This window comes from Vibrio sp. 2-2(8), from assembly GCF_963888495.1.
GTDB classification, from domain to species: Bacteria; Pseudomonadota; Gammaproteobacteria; order Enterobacterales; family Vibrionaceae; genus Vibrio; species Vibrio anguillarum.
The window spans coordinates 23,478-46,382 of the sequence record NZ_CAWPJM010000054.1; the positions used below are offsets into that span (position 1 = coordinate 23,478).

The following is a 22,905-nucleotide window of genomic DNA, read 5'->3' on the forward strand; positions in this document are numbered from 1 at the left end:
TCGTATGCGTAAAATCGTATTAGGCGTAGTCATCGTATCCTTAATGGGCTGTTCTATGGGACATCGCGATCCAGTTGAGATGAAACAGTCTTTGAATCAGGCGATTAATGAAGCCAACAGCCGAAATCTAGCCGTTCTACCGGCCTCCGTAGAAGCTGACTTGATGCCTGACATTGAGGGAATCACAGCGCGCAGTCAAGAAACGGTTAAACGCTTTCGTATCCAAGCTGATAATGTGGATGCAAGGGTATTTTTTGCCAGTTTAGTGAAAGGAACTGAGTTTAGTGCCGCCATCCACCCTGAAGTTACTGGAAGTGTAACGGTAAATCTAACCGACGTGACTTTGGATGATGTATTGGCCGTCGTTCGTGACATGTATGGCTATGAAATTATCAAAAAGGGTAAAGTGATTCAGGTTTACCCGTCAGGCCTTCGTACTGTGACTATCCCGGTTGATTATTTACAACTTAAACGTACGGGCCGTTCTTTAACTTCCATCACCACCGGTACGATCACTAATACGGATACCGGTTCTAGTTCCTCGAGTAGTTCTAGCTCAAATTCCAGTTCTAATTCCAATTCGAGTAACTCATCTAGTAATTCGAAAGGTGGAACGGAAATTGAAACCACCAGTGAAAGCGATTTCTGGCCGCAGCTTGAAAAAGCCGTTGCACAGCTGATTGGCTCGGGCAAAGGTCAAGGCGTTGTTGTCACGCCACAAGCGAGCGTAATCACTGTTCGAGCCTACCCAGATGAAATACGTGAAGTGCGAGAGTTTCTAGGCATTTCTCAGCAACGTCTGCAGCGACAAGTGATCCTTGAAGCAAAAATTTTAGAAGTCACCTTGAGCGATGGTTACCAGCAAGGGATCAATTGGTCAAATATGTCCTTTGGCAATGGTGATGTTGTGATTAATAAGGTCGGTAGTGCGGCTTCGTTACTGCCGGGGATGGATGCGATAGGCACTCTGTTGCAAGGCCAAACCAATGTCACCATTTCAGATGGTAGTTTTGAAGCGGTGCTTAATTTTATGGGAACTCAGGGTGATTTGAATGTCCTATCCAGCCCAAGAGTCACTGCTGCTAACAACCAAAAAGCGGTGATCAAAGTCGGCACTGATGAATACTATGTCACTGACGTGACGGGTGTGGTTGGTAATGGCGATAACTCTAATGTTGCACCAGATATCCAACTAACGCCATTTTTCTCGGGTATCTCGCTTGACGTGACGCCACAAATTGATGACCAAGGCAATGTGCTATTGCACGTGCACCCCGCTGTGATTGAAGTCGACGAGCAGACGAAACAAATTGAATATGCAGGCAACCAAATTGTGTTGCCATTAGCGCGCAGTACGATCCGCGAATCAGACTCGGTAATCCGCGCACAAGATGGTGACGTGGTGGTGATTGGTGGATTAATGAAATCCAACACCTCCAATCAAGTATCTAAAGTCCCTTTTTTGGGGGATTTACCCGGTTTAGGATATCTGTTTCGTAACACCTCTGAGCTGACTGAGAAAACCGAATTGGTGATTTTGCTGAAACCAACGGTTGTGGGTGTTAATACGTGGCAAAAAGAGCTCGAACGCTCGCGTGAACTACTACAGGAGTGGTTCCCAGACGAAGAATAAACATCATGTATCTTGAGCACTTTGGTTTTGAGCAACTGCCTTTTCATCTCACGCCTAATACATCACTGTTTTTAGGCTTAGCGCCACATTACGAGGCGATTCAGACAGTGAGTGCTGCCATTGATTTAGGCGAAGGGGTGATCAAGATAACCGGAGAAGTCGGAACCGGAAAAACCATGGTGTGTCGTATGTTGATCAATCATTTACATGATCATATTGCACTGATTTACTTACCCAACCCAGCGCTTAATGGTCGAGAACTTCGCCAAGCTGTCGCCAGCGAACTAGGCCTTAGTAAGCAAGATGATGCGGATATTGTTGATCGTATTCAGCAACAATTGATTGTGCTAAAGCAGCAGGGGAAACGAGTAGTCGCGATTGTTGATGAAGCACAAGCGTTACCAGACGATGCATTAGAAGTGCTGCGTTTATTCGGCAATTTAGAAACAGAATACACAAAGTTGTTGCAACTGGTGTTGATCGGCCAACCAGAGCTCGATGAGCGTTTAGCGCAGCACCATCTGCGCCAATTTCGCCAACGAATTACTTTTAGCGCTTATCTGCGGCCGCTCTCTTTAGATGAAACAGTCGCTTATATCGAGAGCCGCTTGAGCAAAGCCGGAGGTGATGCGCAACTGTTTAATCTTGAACAGAAAAAAGCGTTGTGGCGAGCCAGTTATGGCACCCCTCGTTTGATTAACCAAGTGTGTCACAAAGCTCTGTTGCTGGCTTTTACGCAAAACGACAGCACGATTCGCAATCAGCACCTATTTACAGCGATTCACGATACGTTTGATACCTGTAAGCCTAAGTTTAAACGCCCTTTTATGTGGGGATGGAGTCAATCATGAGTGCGATGAACGATGCACTATCAAAACTGGCACAAGCGCAACGCCAATCGGTGGTGAACTTGCAACCAGCGCAAGTTGCGAAAGTAAAACGCAGCCGCGCTTGGTTGTGGATGGTAGCCGGGTTTGCTGCTAGCTTAGCGGTCGGTGGATGGGCGGTGTCACAGCAGCAAGCTATGGTTGACCAAGCTGCGGTTGACCAAACAATGGTCAGTCAAACAGTGGTCAGTCAGACACTGGCCAATCAAGCGATAGTGAATGAACCTAAGAGCCTGTTGTTAGAGGTTGATGAGCGAAGCTCTTCGCCTGCGCTTGTTTCCCCGACCACCAAAATTGTTCCGGTTCACCGTCCCGTTTACCAAACTGCCGTTGTTGCAGTAGACAAAAAAACGTCAAATTCAGCAATGCCCACAGTGACGGTTAAACAGGATTCGGCCTTAGCCAATCAACAGCCGTTGCATTCTAACCGTGCGGTCGCGCTCGGTGCTGAAAGTGGCCAAGAAATCTCAAGTGTTTTGATTGAACAAGTGGATTTGACGCCAGAGCAACTGGCGGTAAAAGCAATGAGCCGCGCTGATAAAGCCGTGGACAGCAATGAGCTCAAAGAGGCACTGGATGCGTACAGTGAAGTGCTACGCTTTACCCCAGAAAATGAACTCGCCCGTCAAAAATTATCCGCGCTCTATTACGGCAAAGGTGATGCGCGCAAAGCTTTTGAAATTTTACAAAGCGGTATAAAGCTCAATCATAACGGAGAAAGTTTGCGGATCGCGTTAGCTAAATTGCTGATTAAAGAGAAGCAGAGTGAAGCGGCGTTAACCCCTCTAGTTCATTTACCTGACAATGCTTCGATCGATTATCTCTCGCTAAGGGCAGCCTTGGCACAAAAAGCCAAGCAAGATTCACTCGCATTAGAAAGCTATCAACGCTTAGTCAAGCTTGATGCTGAGAACGCACGCTGGTGGTTAGGGCTTGCGATAGCACAAGAGCGCACGATGGATTTTCAGGCGGCCAAATATACCTACCAACAAGCGCTTGCGAAAGTTGGCCTCTCGAGTCAGTCACAACTGTTTATTCGTGATCGCCTAGTCGTACTAAGCAGTTTAGAGGAGAGTGCGAGTGCAAATTAAGCTACGAAAACGCTTAGGTGATCTGCTGGTTGAAGAAGGGATCATCACTGAAAATCAAGTTGAACAAGCGCTTGCTGCGCAAAAACGCAGTGGACGTAAACTGGGTGACACACTGATCGAACTCGGCTTTTTGTCAGAGCAGCAGATGCTTAGCTTCTTATCGCAGCAACTTTCGCTGCCGCTGATCGATCTCAGCCGAGCCAATGTCGATATTGATGCAGTGCAGATCCTCCCGGAAGTACATGCACGCCGTTTACGCGCCTTAATCATTGGCAAAAATGGCGACACGCTGCGCATCGCAATGAGTGATCCTGCGGATCTGTTTGCTCAAGAATCTCTGCTCACTCAATTACCCCAATACAGTTTTGAATTTGTTATTGCTCCAGAAAAACAATTGGTTGAAGGGTTTGATCGTTACTATCGCCGCACCAAAGAAATTGCGTCCTTTGCCGAGCAGCTACAACTGGAACACCAAGGCAATACCGCCTTTGATTTCGATATCGGTGATGATGACAGTGATGAAGTGACCGTTGTTAAGCTCATCAACTCTCTATTTGAAGATGCGATTCAGGTCGGGGCGTCTGATATTCATATCGAACCTGATGCCAACGTATTGCGTTTGCGCCAGCGGATTGATGGGGTATTACACGAAACCCTACTCAATGAAACCAACATCGCTTCGGCTTTAGTGCTGCGTTTAAAATTGATGGCCAATCTTGATATCTCAGAAAAACGCCTCCCACAAGATGGCCGTTTTAATATCCGAGCCAAAGGTCAATCGGTCGATATTCGTATGTCGACCATGCCAGTACAATACGGTGAATCGGTGGTGATGCGTTTGCTCAACCAATCATCCGGAGTTCGTAAACTGGAAGAGTCAGGTATTCCTGATGATATTTTACAGCGTTTACGTCATCAACTGAAACGTCCACACGGCATGATCTTAGTGACCGGCCCAACCGGCTCAGGGAAAACGACGACGCTGTACGGCGCGTTATCAGAGCTCAATGTTCCCGGTAAAAAAATCATTACCGCAGAAGATCCGGTTGAGTACCGATTGCCACGCATCAGCCAAGTGCAGATCAACCCTAAAATTGACCTTGATTTCTCAACGGTGCTGAGAACCTTTTTGCGTCAAGACCCGGACATTATTCTAGTCGGGGAGATGCGCGATCAAGAAACCGTTGAAATTGGTTTGCGCGCGGCCTTAACCGGCCACTTAGTGTTGAGCACCTTACACACCAATGATGCGGTTGATAGCGCCTTGCGCATGATGGACATGGGCGCGCCGGGTTATTTAGTGGCCAGCGCCGTGCGGGCGGTGGTTGCCCAACGTTTAGTGCGTAAAGTGTGCCCCGATTGTAAAGCGGTGGATGAGGTTGATGAAGCGCGCAAACAGTGGCTGACGGTGCGTTTCCCAAATCAAGTTGAAGCGGCTTTTACACGTGGGCGTGGGTGCCAGAACTGCAATTTGACGGGGTACCGTGGGCGAATTGGGGTTTTTGAAATGCTAGAACTTGAACACGAGATGATGGATGCGCTGCGCGCCAACGATGCGGTTAGTTTTGCGCAAGCCGCTCGTCAGTCGAAGCAGTACAAACCGCTGCTAGCTTCGGCGATGGAGTTGGCGCTACAAGGGGTTGTCAGTTTAGATGAAGTGATGAGCTTAGGTGAAGGTGATTCATCCGGCATCATTCAAGCCATCTATCTATAGTTAAGGTTACTCATGCCAACGTATCGTTATCAGGGTCGAAATTTAGATGGTAGCAAAACCTCGGGGCATGTTGATGCCCCGACAGAAGAGCTCGCGGCGGAAGCGCTATTTAACAAAGGCGTGATTCCGACCTTAATTTCGTCAGACCAAGGGGCTGATTTTTCGATTGATTGGAAATCGCTGTTTACCCCAAGTGTGCCACTTGAGGTGTTGGTAATCTTCTGTCGTCAGCTTTACAGCTTGACCAAGGCGGGAGTGCCGCTGCTGCGCTCGATGAAAGGACTTATCCAAAATTGTGCCAATAAACAGCTTAAAGAAGCATTGGAAGCGGTTAGTAATGAGCTAACCAACGGGCGCAGTTTATCGAGCTCAATGCAGATGTACCCGAAAGTCTTTAGCCCGTTGTTTGTGTCGATGATCCACGTCGGTGAGAACACAGGGCGGCTTGATGAAGCCTTGTTGCAATTGTCTCATTACTACGAGCAAGAAGTCGAAACTCGTAAACGGATTAAAACGGCGATGCGTTATCCGAGTTTTGTTATCAGCTTTATTTTGGTCGCGATGTTCATTCTCAACGTTAAAGTGATCCCACAATTTACTAGCATGTTTAGCCGTTTCGGGGTTGATTTACCGCTGCCAACTCGCATTTTAATTGGTATGTCAGATTTCTTTGTCAACTACTGGCCGATGATGATAGGCGTATTGCTTGGGTGTTTATTTGCTTTCAGAGCTTGGTTGAGCACAGCCGCAGGGCGTCAAAAGTGGGATAAGTTTCGCTTAAGAATGCCTATTGTCGGCGGCATAGTGAACCGAGCGCAATTGGCGCGTTTTTCTCGAACTTTTGCCTTGATGTTGAAAGCGGGGGTGCCGTTAAACCAATCGATAGCATTATCTGCCGAAGCGTTGGATAACAAATTTCTAGAATCTCGCCTGTTAGAAATGAAAGCTGCCATTGAAGCGGGAACAAGCGTATCCACCACCGCGGTAAACGCCAATATTTTTACGCCATTAGTTATTCAGATGATTTCGGTGGGTGAAGAGACAGGGCGCATTGATGAGTTGCTACTTGAAGTCGCGGACTTCTATGATAGAGAGGTGGATTACGATCTCAAAACCCTCACCGCGCGCATAGAGCCGATTTTATTGGTGATTGTTGCCGCTATGGTGTTGGTGCTGGCACTTGGCATCTTTTTGCCAATGTGGGGAATGCTCGACGCGATCAAAGGATAAAGGTTGTCAGATGAAAACGGCGATAGAGCGTTCTCAGTTCGTAATTTGGGGGTTGATTGTATTTGTTCTTTTGATGGCTTTGCTATCAGCATGGCAGTCGATAGAAAAAGAAGCCAATCAAACCGCATTAGCGATGGCGAGCAGTAAAATCGTAGAAAGTGCCAATTTTTATAAGCAAGATTGGTTATTAAAGGGGCGGCCCTCAACTTTAATCGCGAATGGTCGATTACTCAATATGAGTACAACGGGCTGGGTGTTACCATTGGCTGAGAATGAATCAAGTATAGATTGTCGTTATTGGTTAAGCCTGCTATACCCAGATGAACAACTGCTTGAAAGCAAAGTGATTTCAATTGAGTCGGCACATCAAGCAAATCAGTATCAATGTCGCTATGTTTACAGTCAAAAACAGGTGATAACCATTGAACTTTTAAGGGATAAGTTTACAGTAAGCGTCGATTTTTCAGCATGAGTTTTCGACATAAGCAGTGAAATGGGCACTCGCCCCGTAGCGATGCGAGAACAAGTGCGTATAATACACGGTAATAACAAAGAGATAGGTAGAGCATGGATAACAAACAAACGGGCTTTTCCTTAGTTGAATTAGTCGTAGTGATTGTGGTTGTCGGCTTATTAGCCGTTGCAGCGCTACCCCGCTTTTTAGATGTCACCGATGAAGCGAAAAAAGCCAGCATCGAAGGGGTTGCCGGTGGTTTTGCTACTGGTGTTCTATCGGCGCGTGCTCAGTGGGAAGCTCAGGCAAGAACCTCTGTGACTTTGGGCTCGGAAAAACAAAACACCGTCAACTATGATGGTGTCAATTTCTGGCTGACTCGCTCTACAGATAGCAGCGGGGCCGCAACAGGTTTTAGGGACGGTTATCCGTTGGCGCTCAATACCGATAATACCAGTTATCCAGCGGCGATTACGGATCAGTCATGTATTGATTTAATGGATAATTTGCTGCAAAACCCACCAAAAGTTGACACAGTCGCTAATGCAGCCAATAACGCTAATGTAAAATATTCAGCACAAGCCGATGACGGTCAAGCCACTTGTACTTATGTGCAAAAAGAGGGCGGAACCGCGCACCAGTTTGTGTATGAGATAAAAACTGGTCGTGTGACCGTCACTTTGCAGTAAGTCTGCGCATTGATTAAAACATAGAGAGAAAGTAACTATGAAAAGACAAAACGGTTTCACCCTAATCGAACTTGTGGTTGTGATTGTCATTCTCGGCATTCTCGCCGTCACCGCCGCACCACGTTTTTTGAATTTGCAGGACGACGCGCGTAATGCAACGCTGGAAGGATTATCTGGTTCAATTCAAGGTGCGGCAGGAATTGTTTATGGTAAATCTGCAATTGAAGGTGAGGAAGCACTGTCTAGTGCATCTGTTACGTTAAGTGGACAGACAATTAATACTGCTTTCGGCTATCCTTTAGCGACTGACGCAGATATATCTGCAATTGTAACTGGTATAGGAACTAATGCTGATTTTCGCTTTATTAAGGTTGTGTCTGGTGCAGCTCCAGCAGAAGCTACATTTGGGATTCCAAATTATACAAGTCAGTGTGTTAAATATACGCAGGCTAACGATGCTAATACTCCAGCAGTAGTTTCTGTTGGTAATGCTGACTGTACAAATCCATAGATAGAGTAAAGGCCAGCATTGCTGGCCTTTACTGCTAGTTATTTCTCACCCACAAAAGTCAGTAAAACTTAAGCCCACTACGGAAATTTCTTATATACTTTAAGCACTTGTTTTTTCGCTAGAGGTATAAAATGCAGCAACATTTAGCAGCACGGCTTGGTTTTACGTTGATCGAACTGGTCGTGGTGATTGTGCTGCTGGGCATTGTGGCTGTGTACGCCGCAAGCCGTTATACCGGCATCTCCTCCTTTTCAAGCGTGACTACACAAAGCGAAGTGTTGGCCTCACTGCGTTTGACCCAAAACCGCGCCATGCAGCGCACCGACCTCTGTAATCGCTGGTTGGTCAGCAATAATCAAGCGCAGCAAGTATCTCCTTCCGTTTCTGCTGGTGCTTGCACCACTTCACTACCAAGTACGCCGGCAGACAGCAGTTTTGTTGACGCGGCGGCGAACGGTATCACCCTGACGTTAACCAATAACGATGGTAGCCATTTTTTAGATTTTGATAGTTTAGGTCGCGCCGCGCAGTGCTTAACGGCAAACTGCACTGTTACCTTAAATAATCTGCAATCGGGTGAATCTCGCCAAGTGTGCATCAATAGCGAGGGGTACATTTATGCGTGTTAACGCGCCGCGCGGGTTTACTCTCATTGAGATGATCATCGTTATCACAGTGACAGCAATAGCCATGACAGGCATCACGGCCGCGCTTTATCCTCGCTCGCAACAAAGCGCTGAACAGGTGCTAGCAGTAAAAGCCGCCGAGTTAGGCCGCGCGGTTATGGATGAAGTAATGGGCCGAGCCTTTGACCAAAACTCCGGCCCTAATGGTGGAGTGCCTGAGTGTGTATTAGTGACAGCATCAGGACGAACAATGTGTACGTCCATTGCGCAACTTGGTCCCGAATCTAGTGAAACCAATAATACTTTGTACAACGATGTGGATGATTTCCATGGCCTAACGGGATCGGTTAAAGATGTATTAGGCATTGATATCAGTGCTGATTACCAACGTTATAACGTTGAGATTCAAATATTTTATGAACAGGACAGTGGCGGGCAACTAAGCGGAGTGAACGCTAACCAACTGACTCACTATAAACGGGTATCTGTGGTGATCATTGACCCGAAGGGCAATCGCTACCCGTTTGCAGCGATTAAGGGCAATTTCTGATGCGTGGTTTTACCCTGATTGAAATGGTGATTGCGATTATTCTGTTGTCGGTAGTCGGGCTATTTTTAGGCTCTGTGATCCGCCAAAGTATGGGTATTTATGTTGATACCACCGCCCGCGAAGCTTTGATCCAACAAGGGCGCTTTGTTACTGAGCGGCTGAGCCGAGAACTGCGTGAAGCGGTACCAAACAGCGTGATGGTAGAAAATGGTTGCATTGAGTTTTTACCGATCACTGACAGCGCGATCTACAGCGAGCTGCCAACCGTGCAATCGCCTTCGGCTGCGGTACGGTTGTTACCGATCGACAAAAAGGTACTCAATGGCGATCGTCTGGTCGTGTTTCCAACCAACGCCGCTTCGCTACGCCAAACGCCAAGTGCAAGCGGACAAACAGCGCAAGTAAACGCAGATGTGGATTTTACATCACCCAACAACACAAGCATGGTCGATGTAGCCTTGACACAACCGACTGGGTTTGTAATTCAATCGCCAGCTAAACGAGTCTATTTTTATCGCACGCCAGTGGCTTTTTGTTATCAGAACAGTCGTATTTATCGTTACGCGGATTACACGCTTAATCGCAGTGCGCTCAGCCCTGAGCAGCTTGGCACTCCAGTATTGATGGCTGAAAACATTAGCCAAGCTAATTTTCACGTCACACAGCCAGAGCTACAACGCAACGGCTTAGTGAAAATTGAACTGACATTTTCCGACCGCGGCGAGGAGGTAAAGTTTGACCATGATGCGCTTATCTACAACACGCCGTAAACAGCAAGGCAGCGGCTTAGTCTTGGTCATCTTTATCATTGTGGTGGTCGGCTTTGTTGCATCGGTCGCTAACCGTAATCAACAGCGCAATAGCCAGCAATTGGTTTCGATGGTGTTAGGGACAAGGGCCGAAATGGCCGCGCGATCGGCGATCAACGTTGAACTGAGTCGTTTTTATCAAACGCCACCTAGCGGGAGTTGCCATACTAATTCTGTACAATCACTCACGTTTGAAGGTGAAGGATTAGCGCAATGTAGCGCAAAGGTTAAATGTAATTTGGTGGGTACAATGGATGATGGCCGTACTGTTCATCAACTGACGTCAACCGGGCGTTGTCAGTCTGGTGATTGGATGTTGCAGCGAGTCATCGAAGTGGGGGTGAAAAGTGATTCACTATAAATGGCTGATTAGCATACTGCTCAGCACAATACTATCTATCTCTGCAACAAGTGTAATGGCTTTCCAGCAGATTGATAATTCTATCTATTTTCCTCACGTTGCCCAAGGTCAGGGCAGTTGTGCAAGCTCTCCAAATCCTCAACTTATCCAATACGGATACTCACAGATTACGGGAACAGCGGGTGACCCACTGGCATTTTGTTCCATCAACAATATTTCTGAACGCCAAAATGCTCGTTGTGATGATCAGTTTTGCCAAGTTACAGGGGGAGGTGTGGCTTCCTTAAGTTTAAGCGGTGGGAATGCATTCAAAAATTCCAGTAATAATAATAACCAAATCAACTGGTGTTATAGTGGACAAAGCATTGTATTGAACCAATCAAATATAGGAAAACTACAACTATACGATAGCTGCACGCTTCAATTTTCAGGGTTGTCTGAATATAAAATAAAGTCTTTAGATATGGGCTCAAGCGCAACTCTTGTGTTGTCGTCGGGTGACTATTGGATTGAAACATTACAGTTAAACTCCAATGCAATTGTTGAAGTAGAAGGCGATGTTCGGCTATTTATAAAAAATAGTTCTAGCTGGAATAGTTCAGATATCAATATTTCTGGTGCGGGGAATTTAACGATCGTTGGATTTAATAATCTTTCTCTGAATGGTAATACACAAGTTAATGGTTATGTTTACATAGGTAACACTCTAGCTCTGAATAACTCTGCCACAATCAATGGCCGTACGACAAGCCGCCGATTAATGATGGAGGGGAATACTCAGATCAATCAAAATGAGCAGCAAGGCTATGCTTGTTTTGAGGATGATTTTAACCGCTCCTCGCTTGGTCAGAATTGGATCCCTTATACTAGTACTGGTAGCTTTACGCCGAGTTTGATCAGTAATCGCTTACGCTTAACTGAGGATCAGAATAACCAAGCAACCGCAGTGACTTATCAACGAATTTTCCCAGCGGCTGGCAACTTAGTTACTGTTGAGTTTGATTACTATGCGTGGGCGAATTTAACCGGTGATGGTGCTGATGGGGTGTCGATTATTTTTTCGGATGCCGAGATTATCCCTAGAACGGGTGGTTTTGGCGGCTCTTTAGGGTATGCACCCACCACAAGTTCCAATCCAATTAAGCCGGGTTTTGCTGGAGGTTGGCTTGGGGTTGGTTTGGATGAATGGGGAAATTATTCCAACCCAACAGAGGGAAGAGTCGGAGGGCCTGGTTTTCGTCGCCAAGCCGTTGCCATTCGAGGCTCTGAAGCCGCAAGTTATCGCTATCTAGTGGGAACTGCCGCTAATTTGAACCCCAAGCTGGATGTACGTCGTACTTGTCAATGGTGGGGCGGTAACTGTTCTTTTCCAGGGCCAGGTCCCGGGCATCGCTATTTCATCACCATCGATTCACGAAATAATAACGCGGTTTATGTTCGTGTGGATCGTCTGGTGAATGGCAATATGCAGACAGTTATCGATTGGTTTAATGTGCTATCGAATCCTAATCAAGGTGCGACACCTGAAGAGTTCTTACTTTCCCTTGCAGGCTCAACAGGGGCTTCTGTTAATAACCATGAGATTGAAAACTTTAAGGTTTGTGCCTTGAAGTCTCGTGACGTGGGGGAGCAGGTTGATCATTTTCGTTTTACTTTACCATCGTCAGATGGGCTAACTTGCAACGCCGCTGATGTACAAATACAAGCTTGTGCAAATAGCAGTTGTAGTGAGCTTTACCAACAGCCGATCACCGCGACTTTACTACCAAATTCATTGCCTTCTGCTGGCGGTGGATGGCAAGGTGGCTCCCAAGTTAATATGACGAATGGTATTGCTAATCTGAAGCTTCGTAAAAATAGTGCAGGGAATGTAACTGTGGGGGTTCAGAGCTCAGTACCTAGTGCGAAACCTTTTTCGACCAATCTTTGTCGATATGGTAGTGGGGGGTATTCTGCCCAAAATTGTACACTTAATTTCGTTGATAGTGGCTTCATTTTGGATGTGCCTAATTCCTATGCCAATCAATCGGTAACTGGGACCATTAAAGCGGTACGAAAAGATAACGCTTCACAACTGTGTTTGCCTAGTTTTAAAAATGTACAAAAACCCGTTTCCTTTTGGAGTGATTACTTGAGCCCTAATGGGGGGCAAGGTTTTAGAGCTTTATCGGTTGGTGTGAATAGTGTGGCGGTAGGGCAGTCATCCAATACTGCGATGCCAGTGGTGCTCAATTTCAACCAAAATGGTGAGGCGAGCATTAACGTATCCTATCGTGAGGCTGGTAGCCTTGCTTTGAATGCTCGTTTAACGGGGAGTGGTGATGAGCAGGATTTGCAACTAACAGGTCAAACGACTTTTACCCGAGTTCCTCGTGCGTTGGTGTTAAGAACGGATAAGCGATTTGACGCCACTCCACCTGATGGGCAATGCTTAAGTGCGGATACCAGTTGTACTGTATTTGCCAGAGCTGGAGAGGTTTTTGATCTCAATATTAAAGCAGTTGCGGCTGAGCCCAATGAAGATAATGATTTTACCAATAATTTGGGTTTAACTAATTACCAACAGCAATCAATAACTCTGGATCATGTACTGAGAGAGCCAGCTGGTGGTTCTGCTGGTTCTATTGGTACACTGAATTACGATCATGAGCTGGGAGAGGTTACAACCGTTCAACAGAGTGTGACTGAAGTTGGTGTGTTTGATTTTTTATTAGCCCCGCCCACATCCTATCTTGGCTTAGATTTAACTGCGGCTAATTTGCCGATCTCGGTCGCCTCAACTGGGTCTACAGGCCGTTTTACTCCCTATTATTTACACCTAGAGGGTAATACTCCTAGTTTTTCTCAAGCATGTAGCACTTTCACTTATTTGGGGCAGGCAATGAAATTTGATCGGTTACCTGAAGTTGCGGTAGCAGGGCGATTTTACGATGAATTGGGTACTAATGGCGAAGGTGAGACGGAGAATTATAAGATTGGTAGCTGGTGGCGATACAGTAATCCTTGGCTCTATCGAAATTTTTCAGCGCAAAGTTCAGGTTTTAATATTACTGATACTGAAACACCGGGATTATTAAATCCGCAAGAGGGATTTGCTTGGTCGGGAAGTGTGGTGATTGATGCAAGTAACTTTATTGCTCGGCTTGAAAATGCTCAAATTCGCTATGACAAGCCTTACGCTCCGGTAGAGCCTATCGCTGAGGGAGTGATTTTACACCTCTCAATTGATGATACGAAAGATTTAGACGGTGTGTGTTATCAAACCAGCGCTGGTTCGGGGTGTATTGGCTATGATTTTCCATCTTCAGAGAGTCAGAATCAGCGCTGGGGAAAACTGGTGATCCACGACACTTATGGCCCAGAAACGAGTGGCTTAAGTCAAGCGATTACCAGTGAATACTTCACCTCAAATAGCTTTGTTTTAAATAAAGCTGACAGTTGTACCAGTCTCCCCACAATTGATGATTTTGTTTTCAATTCCTCTGATTTTACTGTGCTGAAAAATGGCACACCGATACCGCCAGAAGTAAAAGTGACATTGGCTGGTGATTTAAGTTCTGGAGAGAGCAGTGTGGATTATACTCCGCCAGGTTCGGCGAATACTGGTGTTGTCGTGAACAGCTACAATCTTTCAACTTTGTTACCTTGGTTACGTGTTGATGCTGATGCTAATGATAGCTTTGAAGACAGTATCTCAGGCCGAGTACAGTTTGGATTGTACCGAGGCAGCGATCGGGTAATCTGGTGGCGTGAAAAAAATTAACCGGATAATTCACACAAATTCATGAAGATTTTTCTACCTAAGTTAGGAATCTGTTAGAAATTGCGTGTTTCAGTCCATGTTTATGCGTCAACGCCTTGCTGTGATCGCAAGGCATTGGTACATTTAGTGCAATTTTCTATCTTCTAATTCTTGCAGGACGAGCGAAGAATATGTTCAAAAAACTGCGTGGCATGTTTTCCAACGATCTATCGATCGATTTAGGTACCGCCAATACTCTTATATACGTTAAAGGACAAGGTATTGTCCTCGACGAGCCTTCCGTTGTTGCTATTCGCCAAGATAAAGGTCGTGGTGGAAAAAGCGTTGCTGCTGTCGGTCATGCCGCTAAGCAGATGCTTGGTCGTACGCCGGGGAATATTTCTGCAATTCGTCCTATGAAAGACGGCGTGATTGCGGATTTCTACGTGACCGAAAAAATGTTGCAACACTTCATCAAGCAGGTGCATGACAACAGTGTACTCAAACCAAGCCCTCGCGTTCTGGTGTGTGTGCCTTGCGGCTCCACCCAAGTTGAACGCCGTGCGATTCGTGAATCAGCACTCGGTGCTGGCGCGCGTGAAGTGTATTTGATTGATGAGCCTATGGCGGCGGCCATCGGTGCTGGTCTGCGTGTTTCTGAACCAACGGGTTCAATGGTGGTCGATATCGGTGGTGGTACGACTGAAGTTGCCGTTATTTCCTTGAACGGTGTGGTTTACTCTTCCTCTGTGCGTATCGGCGGTGACCGTTTTGATGAAGCGATCATCAATTATGTGCGTCGTAACTACGGCAGCTTAATCGGTGAAGCGACCGCAGAGAAAATCAAACATGAAATTGGCTCGGCTTACCCCGGCGATGAAGTGATGGAGATTGAAGTTCGTGGTCGTAACCTTGCTGAAGGGGTCCCTCGTAGCTTTACTCTCAACTCCAATGAAATCTTAGAAGCACTGCAAGAACCGCTTTCCGGTATTGTTTCTGCGGTGATGGTTGCGCTTGAACAGTGCCCGCCAGAGCTTGCTTCTGATATCTCAGAAAATGGTATGGTATTAACCGGTGGTGGAGCGCTGCTCAAAGATATCGACCGCCTCTTGACCGAAGAAACGGGAATACCAGTCGTGGTTGCCGATAATCCTCTAACCTGTGTTGCCCTTGGTGGCGGTAAAGCGTTGGAAATGATCGATATGCACGGTGGCGACCTATTTAGCGAAGAATAATGGCTTTGGGAGCCGTAAAGCTCTCATCATGACATCTAGGATTTTTATAGAATGAAGCCAATATTTGGTCGAGGACCATCTCTTCAGCTACGTCTCTTTTTTGCCGTGATTTTATCAGCCAGTCTTATGCTGGCTGATAGTCGTTTAGGTGCTTTTTCCAACGTTCGTTTTTTTCTTAATAGCTTAGTGGCTCCCATTCAATACATGGCGGATTTACCGCGCAGCATGTTTGATGATCTGTATGAGCGATTCGCCACTCATCAAAAACTGATTGAATCGAATCAACGTTTAAAACGAGAAGCGATCACCTTGAAAAGTGATTTGATCTTGTTTGATCAATACCGCGAAGAGAACCAACGGTTACGTAAATTGCTTGGATCTTCTTTTGTTCGTGATGAAAAGAAGGTTGTCACTGAGGTGATGGCGGTCGATACCTCACCTTATCGTCACCAAGTTGTGATTGATAAAGGGCGAACGGATGGCGTTTACGAAGGGCAACCCGTTATCAACGATAAAGGTATTGTTGGCCAAGTGACTTTTGTGGCGGCGCATAACAGCCGGGTGTTGTTGCTGACTGACACCAATAGTGCGATTCCAGTGCAAATTATTCGTAATGATATTCGAGTGATTGCTTCAGGGAATGGCCAGGTGGATCGTATTCAATTGGAACACATTCCCACCAGCACCGATATTGAAGTGGGCGATTTGCTCGTCACATCAGGTTTAGGGGGCGTATATCCTGAAGGTTATCCTGTCGCACACGTTTCGGTGGTCGACAAAGATACCCAGCGTGAATTTGCGTCGATCACCGCCGATCCCGTGGTGGATTTTGATCGTCTACGCTATTTGCTGTTGATCTGGCCTAACGAAGATAGGCAGCAGAAAGTATTGCAAGTTACGCCAGAGAAAATGTTAGAGGGAGCAACCGATGGCCAGTAGTGTCGTGAAAAGTAAATTGGTGATTGGTGCATCATTTCTCTTTGCTCTGGTTTTACAAACTATCCCTTGGCCGGGTGAGCTGGATCTACTGCGCCCATCGTGGTTACTGCTGGTGACATGCTATTGGGTTTTAGCGTTGCCGCATCGAGTCAACGTAGGGTCGGCTTTGATCCTTGGTTTGTTATGGGATCTGCTGCTTGGTTCAACATTGGGCATTCGTGGCATGATGATGGCCATTGTTGTCTACTTAGTGGCGATTAACTTCTTAGTGCTGCGTAATATGGCGTTATGGCAACAAGCCGTAATCATTGGCGTGTTATCTATGTTGCTTGAAGTGCTGATCTTCTGCGGCGAATATTTAATTCAAGATGTGACATTTAACCCGCTCTCGCTATGGGTTGGTATGATCAATTGCATATTATGGCCTTGGATGTTCCTACTGCTTCGTCGTGTGCGACGCCACTGGCACCTTAGATGATGAATAAAAAAATTGTATTAGCTTCTGGCTCGCCAAGAAGACGAGAGTTACTGACTCAACTGGGTTATCAGTTTGATATTGTGGTACCCAACGTTGAAGAGTGCCGTAATGAGCATGAAGCCCCAGCAGTGTATGTTGAACGTTTGTCACGTGATAAAGCACTGGCTGGTGTTGCTTTATCTAACCCTGCTTCGATAGTTATTGGGTCTGATACCATAGTCGTGCAAGGTGAAACAGTACTTGAAAAACCTGCTGATTTTGCTCAAGCACAACAGATGTTACGCAGCTTATCTGGTACAAAACATCAAGTGATGACGGCCGTAACCGTAGCAACACATGATCATTCTAAATCCGTCGTGGTAACGACGGATGTATGGTTTAAACCTTTGTCAGATGAAGAAATAGAACAATATTGGCAATCGGGTGAACCTTGCGATAAGGCTGGCAGTTATGGCATTCAAGGATTGGGTGGACGATTTGTAACGAAGATCGAAGGCAGCTATTACGCTGTTGTAGGATTACCATTATTCGAAACTGACCAGCTCTTGCACGAATTTATATAATTAAAAACATTGAGGTGTACTCATGAGTGCAGAGTTGCTACTAAACGTCACCCCGAGTGAAACTCGAGTGGCGATGATTGAAGGCGGAGTTCTTCAAGAGGTCCACATTGAGCGAGAAGCGAAACGCGGCATTGTGGGCAATATTTACAAAGGAAAAGTCAGCCGAGTTCTTCCAGGAATGCAGGCCGCCTTTGTCGATATTGGTTTAGACAAGGCCGCTTTTCTTCACGCTTCTGACATTGTTCCTCATACTGAATGTGTGGCTGAGAACGAAAAACAGCAGTTTCAAGTTCGTGATATTTCAGAGCTAGTTCGTCAAGGCCAAGATATCGTGGTGCAAGTGGTCAAAGATCCATTAGGCACTAAAGGCGCCCGTTTAACGACAGATATTACCCTACCTTCGCGCTATCTCGTTTTTATGCCCGGCGCAAGTCATGTTGGTGTCTCACAACGCATTGAAAGTGAATCAGAGCGTGATCGTCTCAAAAAAGTCGTGGCTCATTATTGTGATGAGCACGGTGGGTTCATTATTCGTACCGCCGCTGAAGGGGCTGATGAGAAAGAGCTTTCACAAGATGCCGCCTTTCTTAAACGGCTATGGCTGAAAGTGTTGGAGCGTCGAGTTAAATACAAAACACGCTCGACACTGTATGGCGAATTGGGTTTAGCTCAGCGTATTTTACGAGATTTTGTCGGCACCGATTTGACGCGGATCTTAGTCGATTCGCGCCTTGAATTTGAGAATCTCAAAGAGTTTACCTCAGAGTTTGTGCCTGAGTTAACCGATAAGCTTGAACTGTATGAAGGTGACAAGCCTATTTTTGATATGTACGACACCGAAAACGAGGTTCAGCGTTCTCTCGAGCGTAAAGTGGAGCTCAAGTCTGGTGGATACCTTATCATCGACCAAACCGAAGCCATGACCACGATTGATATCAATACTGGCGCGTTTGTTGGCCGTCGTAACCTCGAAGAAACCATTTTTAATACCAATGTTGAAGCGACCCAAGCCATTGCCCGTCAGTTACGTTTGCGCAACTTAGGGGGCATCATCATTATTGATTTTATCGATATGATGTCTGAAGAGCACCGTAAGCGAGTGCTCAACTCCTTAGATGCCGCCCTGGTTAAAGATCGCGTCAAAACGAATATTAATGGTTTTACGCAGTTAGGCTTGGTGGAGATGACGCGTAAGCGCACCCGTGAAAGTATTGAACACGTGTTATGTTCGAGTTGTCCAACCTGTGAAGGCCGCGGCAGTGTGAAAACCGTTGAAACCGTCTGTTTCGAAATCTTACGTGAAATCACGCGTGTCAACCGCGCTTACGATGCGGATAAATTTGTGGTTTACGCATCCCCTGCGGTGGCAGAAACCTTGCAAGGTGATGAGTCTCATGCTCTTGCTGAGTTGGAAGTGTTTATTGGAAAAGAAGTGCGCATCCAAGCGGAGCCACTTTATATTCAAGAACAATTTGACGTTGTGATGATGTAGTAGGGCTTTTGTGATCTCAACTTTTACGCGCCTTTGGCGAATAGTATTGTGGTTTATCGTTTGCGTGCTAGTGGTGCTGGCTGTTGCTGTCACCACCTTGCGTGTGTTTTTGCCACAAATGAATCGTTTCCAAGGCGAAATACAAACGTTGATCAACCAAAATTCAGGTTTTGAATTTGAATTAAGTGAGGTCACTGGTTTTTGGCGTAATACTCACCCGTCAATTGCACTTAAGGGGCTAAAAGCAAAGCTACCTGATGGATCGCAAATTCACTTTTCTGCGCAACAAATCGATGTTGAATTTGACCTCATTCAGTCAATACTGCAAATGCAACCTGTGGTCGCGGATCTCAGTATTCATCAACTCAAATTGGATATTCGCTCGGTAAACTGGCTTGAGCTACAGGCTGAAGATAACCAACAGAGCCGCACACAAGGCAATGTCATTCAACGTTTAGACAACCTACTGTTGCGGCAATTGGATGATTTTGCGCTACTCGACTCGACGGTTTTCTATCAATCTGTCGCGGGGGAGATTCGCCAGTTAGATATTGAACGTCTTCGGTGGAAAAATAACGCTCAGCAACATAAAGCTGAAGGCGTGGTGAGCATCGCTGATACCAGTATTAACTCTCTGTTAGTGAGTGCTAACTTTGAAGATCATGGTTCACTACGCGATATTTCAGGTCGCTTCTATGTTAGCGCTGACAATATCAAAATAAACCCGTGGTTGACTCGTTATCTCAAAGACGAAACCGGCATTAAGAAAGGACAGGTGAGTTTTAATGCCTGGCTGACCTTAGAACATAACCAACCTAAAGATGGCTATGTCGAACTTAAGCCCTCTGAACTGGTTTGGGGTGAAGAGCGTCAGCATGAATTGTTGTTAGAGTCGGGAATCATCAAACTGTTACCTATTGAACAAGGATGGCAAGTTAACGCTTACTCACTTCAGTTGCGCACGGATGACGAAGTGTGGCCTAAACTTGATGCCGCGTTTGAATGGCAACCGACGCAATGGCGTTTGAACTTGTCGCAGTTAGACATAAAAACTTTGCTTCCCTTTGTGAAAATGATGCCCGATTCCAGCAAAACGAACGAGCTTTTGCAGCAATTGGATTTGGGGGGCACCTTAGAAGATATTCGGCTCAGCAAAGGAGATAGCCTGCAATCGCTTCGTTATTCTGCCGAACTCAGTGATGGCGCCATGGCGCAATGGCAGTTATTGCCACAAGTACACCATCTCAAAGCTTCCATTGCAGGTAGCATGGAGAGTGCCCGCGCCAAAGTGACGCTGATTGATGACGTGTTACCTTATGGTGATGTTTTCCAAGCACCATTGAATATTCGTCAAGGTGAAGCTGATGTTGTGTGGCAAAAGCAAGCCGATGGCTGGTCATTGTGGGCCAGTAAAGTGACTGCGGCGACGCCAGACTTACAAGTGCTTGGATCATTTCGTCTCGATTTTCCTGAAAAACGCAGCCCTTTACTTTCATTTTATGCGGAAGCGGACTTATACAATGCAGGTGAAACTTGGCGTTATTTGCCCACCTTAGCATTGGGGCGCAAGTTAACAGACTATCTCTCTACTGCGATTCAAGGTGGTAAAGCCAACACTGCTAAACTGCTTTGGTATGGTGAACTTGGCGATTTTCCCTACCAACAAAACAATGGCGTATTCCAAGCTTGGGTTGGTTTAAAAGAGGCGAAATTTAGTTTTGATACGGCGTGGCCGCCGATCACCAATTTGCAACTCGATCTGCTGTTTGAAAACGATGCGATGTACCTTGATTCACACTCTGCGACCTTAATGGATGTCACTGCCCAGCGGATCACAGGGCGAATACCTGAACTAGCCGAAGGTGGACACATCGAAATCGAAGCCAGTGCAACAGCCCAAGGCAATGCCGTACGCGACTATATGACCTCAACGCCTTTAGTGGATTCGGTGGGAGCGGCGTTAACGGCGATCCAAGTCAGTGGCGAAGTGCAATCTGAATTTCAGCTTCGTATCCCTTTTGATAGTGAACAGGAACCCCGAGCATGGGGTTGGGCGAATTTAAATAATAACCACGTGGAAATTGATGCACCGCCAATGGTGCTTGAGGGTGTCTCTGGCAAAATTGAATTTGATAATGACGTTGTGACGGCAGCCGGTTTGTCGGCTGATCTGCTGACTCAACCGATCGCGATTGATTTTAAAGGTGAAAATGCCAGCCAAGGTTACGCGGTGAATATTGATGTGGTGGGAGACTGGGATATTAAACCCCTGACGCCTTTTGTCGGTGAGCGCTGGCTAAACCGTTTAAAAGGGCATGCTCCTTGGCAAATGGGCGTTGATATTCAGCTCAATGATGTCGGTTTTACTTATCAAATCGACACCTTAGCCGATTTAAAAATGGTAGAAAGTGATTACCCTTACCCGCTAAAAAAAGCCTTCAACGTGGCAGGCAAAGCTCACTTGCAAGCATCGGGTAACCAAGAGTCGATCACCGCTCGCCTACAATTACCACAAGCGAAATACCAAGCTGAAATCGATATCACATCGAAAAAACCACGCCTGACGGCCACCAATCTCATAGTAGGGAGCGGCAATTTCAAAATCAGCCCAGTGGTTGGCCACCATGCGCAGATCCGCAGCGATACCTTTAATTTGGATGAATGGTTGAGTTTGGCCAATGAGCCTCAACCGAAGAAAAAATCAGCTCTAGCGGAGATGAATACTCCCGAGATCCCACCACCAGAGAGAGTGGACATCAACGTCAAAGCACTTCTACTAGCGGGCATTGAGTGGCACGATGTTGATTTTAGTGCTAGACGTAAAAATCTCGGTTGGTACGCACAGCTCGAGAGCCAAGAAGCAAAAGGTCAAGCGAGTTATATTGAACCTTATGATTTGTCCGTCTCGCTTGAACGCTTGCACGTTTACATTCCTGAGCTGGAGGACAGCTCCAAAAAATCACTGTTGGTTGATCAAGATCGCCAGTCTGAGCCGCTTATTACTGATTTTGACCGACAGTTTCATCGATTGGTGCCAAACTTAACTTTGGCCATTGATGATCTTTGGTTGCAGGGTTACAAGGTGGGCAAGATGAATATGGACTTCCAACGGCAAGGTGATACTTTGCAATGGAAGAAGATTTATATCAGTAGTGGTTCAAACCAAGTCAATATCAGTGGTGCTTGGACGTTGAATAAAGACGCACAAGGTGATGAGCGTAGTCATACTCAACTGAATCTCACCATGAAAGGTGACAATAATAGCGATTTGATGGAGCGCTTTGGCATCAGCTCCGGTATCCAAAGAGCGCCATTTGAAATGTCGAGTCAAACCGAATGGGATGGCGCGCCTTGGTCAATGAAGATCGACAGCTTAGAAGGCAAGATAGAGACTACTATGGGTAAAGGTGTCGTTTCTGATGTCAGCGGTGCCGCTCGTTTACTCGGATTATTCAGTTTAGATTCCATTATCCGTAAAATGCAGCTCGATTTTAGTGACGTGTTTGATAAAGGAATGGCCTTTAATTCAATTACGGGCAGTGGTGAAATTTCGCAAGGGATTTTTGTTACCAACAACATCAAAATGGATGCTGTTGCCGGTGAAATGACCATTAAAGGCTTAGCGGATCTCAATAGCCGTACTGTTGATGCTGAGGTGAATTTTGTACCAGACATCACATCAGGAATTCCCGTCTTGACGGCTTTTGCGGTGACACCGCAAACAGCGCTGTATGTCCTAGCTATTACGACCGTGATTGCACCTGTGGTTGAGGTCTTTACCCAAGTCAACTATGAGGTTAAAGGACCAATTAATTCACCGGTTGTTAAAGAGCTTTCACGTAGTAGGGGCGAGTTTAAATTACCAGAAAAGTTGAGAAAATTGACTGAAAAATAGGGAAGT

19 protein-coding genes are annotated in these 22,905 nt (G+C 46.2%); all 19 read left to right on the forward strand.

The features are described from left to right. The first annotated feature begins 4 nt into the window (after nt 1-4). The 19 genes from mshL to AACV12_RS16650 all read left to right on the forward strand — a co-directional run bounded on the left by mshL (nt 5) and on the right by AACV12_RS16650 (nt 22,899). On the forward strand, nt 5-1,633 hold the full coding sequence (gene mshL, locus AACV12_RS16560) for a pilus (MSHA type) biogenesis protein MshL (RefSeq protein ID WP_013857887.1): 1,629 nt from the start codon (nt 5-7) through the stop codon (nt 1,631-1,633). Nucleotides 1,634-1,638: 5 nt separating this feature from the next. Then, nucleotides 1,639-2,484 (forward strand): ExeA family protein, encoded by an 846-nt coding sequence (locus AACV12_RS16565; RefSeq protein ID WP_026029164.1) that lies wholly within the window; start codon nt 1,639-1,641, stop codon nt 2,482-2,484. Then, nucleotides 2,481-3,611 (forward strand): tetratricopeptide repeat protein, encoded by a 1,131-nt coding sequence (locus tag AACV12_RS16570; RefSeq protein WP_170901007.1) that lies wholly within the window; start codon nt 2,481-2,483, stop codon nt 3,609-3,611. The genes AACV12_RS16565 and AACV12_RS16570 overlap by 4 nt, the downstream gene beginning before the upstream one ends. Next, on the forward strand, nt 3,601-5,325 hold the full coding sequence (locus AACV12_RS16575) for a GspE/PulE family protein (protein ID WP_064624286.1): 1,725 nt from the start codon (nt 3,601-3,603) through the stop codon (nt 5,323-5,325). Before AACV12_RS16570 ends, AACV12_RS16575 begins: the two co-directional genes overlap by 11 nt. A gap of 12 nt (nt 5,326-5,337) precedes the next feature. Further along, a complete protein-coding gene (locus AACV12_RS16580; protein WP_013857883.1) occupies nt 5,338-6,555 on the forward strand; it encodes a type II secretion system F family protein in 1,218 nt (405 codons plus the stop codon). A gap of 10 nt (nt 6,556-6,565) precedes the next feature. Beyond that, the gene (locus AACV12_RS16585) at nt 6,566-7,027 is read left to right on the forward strand and encodes a hypothetical protein (protein ID WP_017046652.1); all 462 of its coding nucleotides are present in this window, start codon (nt 6,566-6,568) and stop codon (nt 7,025-7,027) included. 95 nt (nt 7,028-7,122) lie between these two features. Further along, nucleotides 7,123-7,698 carry a prepilin-type N-terminal cleavage/methylation domain-containing protein gene (locus AACV12_RS16590; RefSeq protein ID WP_013857881.1) on the forward strand — a complete coding sequence of 192 codons (576 nt, stop codon included), beginning with the start codon at nt 7,123-7,125 and terminating at the stop codon, nt 7,696-7,698. Nucleotides 7,699-7,735: 37 nt separating this feature from the next. Beyond that, complete coding sequence (locus tag AACV12_RS16595; protein ID WP_017046653.1) at nt 7,736-8,209, forward strand: prepilin-type N-terminal cleavage/methylation domain-containing protein; 474 nt, start codon at nt 7,736-7,738, stop codon at nt 8,207-8,209. Nucleotides 8,210-8,340: 131 nt separating this feature from the next. Continuing rightward, nucleotides 8,341-8,838, forward strand: a complete 498-nt coding sequence (locus AACV12_RS16600; RefSeq protein ID WP_170901009.1) for a prepilin-type N-terminal cleavage/methylation domain-containing protein — start codon at nt 8,341-8,343, stop codon at nt 8,836-8,838. Further along, nucleotides 8,828-9,385 carry a type IV pilus modification PilV family protein gene (locus AACV12_RS16605; RefSeq protein WP_170901011.1) on the forward strand — a complete coding sequence of 186 codons (558 nt, stop codon included), beginning with the start codon at nt 8,828-8,830 and terminating at the stop codon, nt 9,383-9,385. Before AACV12_RS16600 ends, AACV12_RS16605 begins: the two co-directional genes overlap by 11 nt. Further along, nucleotides 9,385-10,155 (forward strand): PilW family protein, encoded by a 771-nt coding sequence (locus AACV12_RS16610; protein ID WP_170901013.1) that lies wholly within the window; start codon nt 9,385-9,387, stop codon nt 10,153-10,155. Before AACV12_RS16605 ends, AACV12_RS16610 begins: the two co-directional genes overlap by 1 nt. Next, nucleotides 10,130-10,555, forward strand: coding sequence for an MSHA biogenesis protein MshP (locus AACV12_RS16615; RefSeq protein WP_170901086.1), 426 nt, complete (start codon nt 10,130-10,132; stop codon nt 10,553-10,555). The genes AACV12_RS16610 and AACV12_RS16615 overlap by 26 nt, the downstream gene beginning before the upstream one ends. Further along, entirely contained in the window at nt 10,542-14,318 is a 3,777-nt protein-coding gene (locus tag AACV12_RS16620) for a DUF6701 domain-containing protein (protein ID WP_170901014.1), read from the forward strand. The genes AACV12_RS16615 and AACV12_RS16620 overlap by 14 nt, the downstream gene beginning before the upstream one ends. Before the next feature lie 170 nt (nt 14,319-14,488). Continuing rightward, entirely contained in the window at nt 14,489-15,532 is a 1,044-nt protein-coding gene (locus AACV12_RS16625) for a rod shape-determining protein (RefSeq protein ID WP_013857874.1), read from the forward strand. Between the two features lie 51 nt (nt 15,533-15,583). Further along, complete coding sequence (mreC, locus tag AACV12_RS16630) at nt 15,584-16,471, forward strand: rod shape-determining protein MreC (RefSeq protein ID WP_170901016.1); 888 nt, start codon at nt 15,584-15,586, stop codon at nt 16,469-16,471. Next, the gene (gene mreD, locus AACV12_RS16635) at nt 16,461-16,949 is read left to right on the forward strand and encodes a rod shape-determining protein MreD (protein ID WP_013857872.1); all 489 of its coding nucleotides are present in this window, start codon (nt 16,461-16,463) and stop codon (nt 16,947-16,949) included. The genes mreC and mreD overlap by 11 nt, the downstream gene beginning before the upstream one ends. Continuing rightward, the gene (locus AACV12_RS16640; protein WP_026027832.1) at nt 16,946-17,512 is read left to right on the forward strand and encodes a Maf family protein; all 567 of its coding nucleotides are present in this window, start codon (nt 16,946-16,948) and stop codon (nt 17,510-17,512) included. Before mreD ends, AACV12_RS16640 begins: the two co-directional genes overlap by 4 nt. Nucleotides 17,513-17,534: 22 nt before the next feature. Continuing rightward, nucleotides 17,535-19,004 (forward strand): ribonuclease G, encoded by a 1,470-nt coding sequence (gene rng / locus AACV12_RS16645; protein ID WP_017047090.1) that lies wholly within the window; start codon nt 17,535-17,537, stop codon nt 19,002-19,004. 10 nt (nt 19,005-19,014) lie between these two features. Further along, nucleotides 19,015-22,899, forward strand: coding sequence for a YhdP family protein (locus AACV12_RS16650; protein ID WP_170901017.1), 3,885 nt, complete (start codon nt 19,015-19,017; stop codon nt 22,897-22,899). The last annotated feature ends 6 nt before the right edge of the window (nt 22,900-22,905 follow it).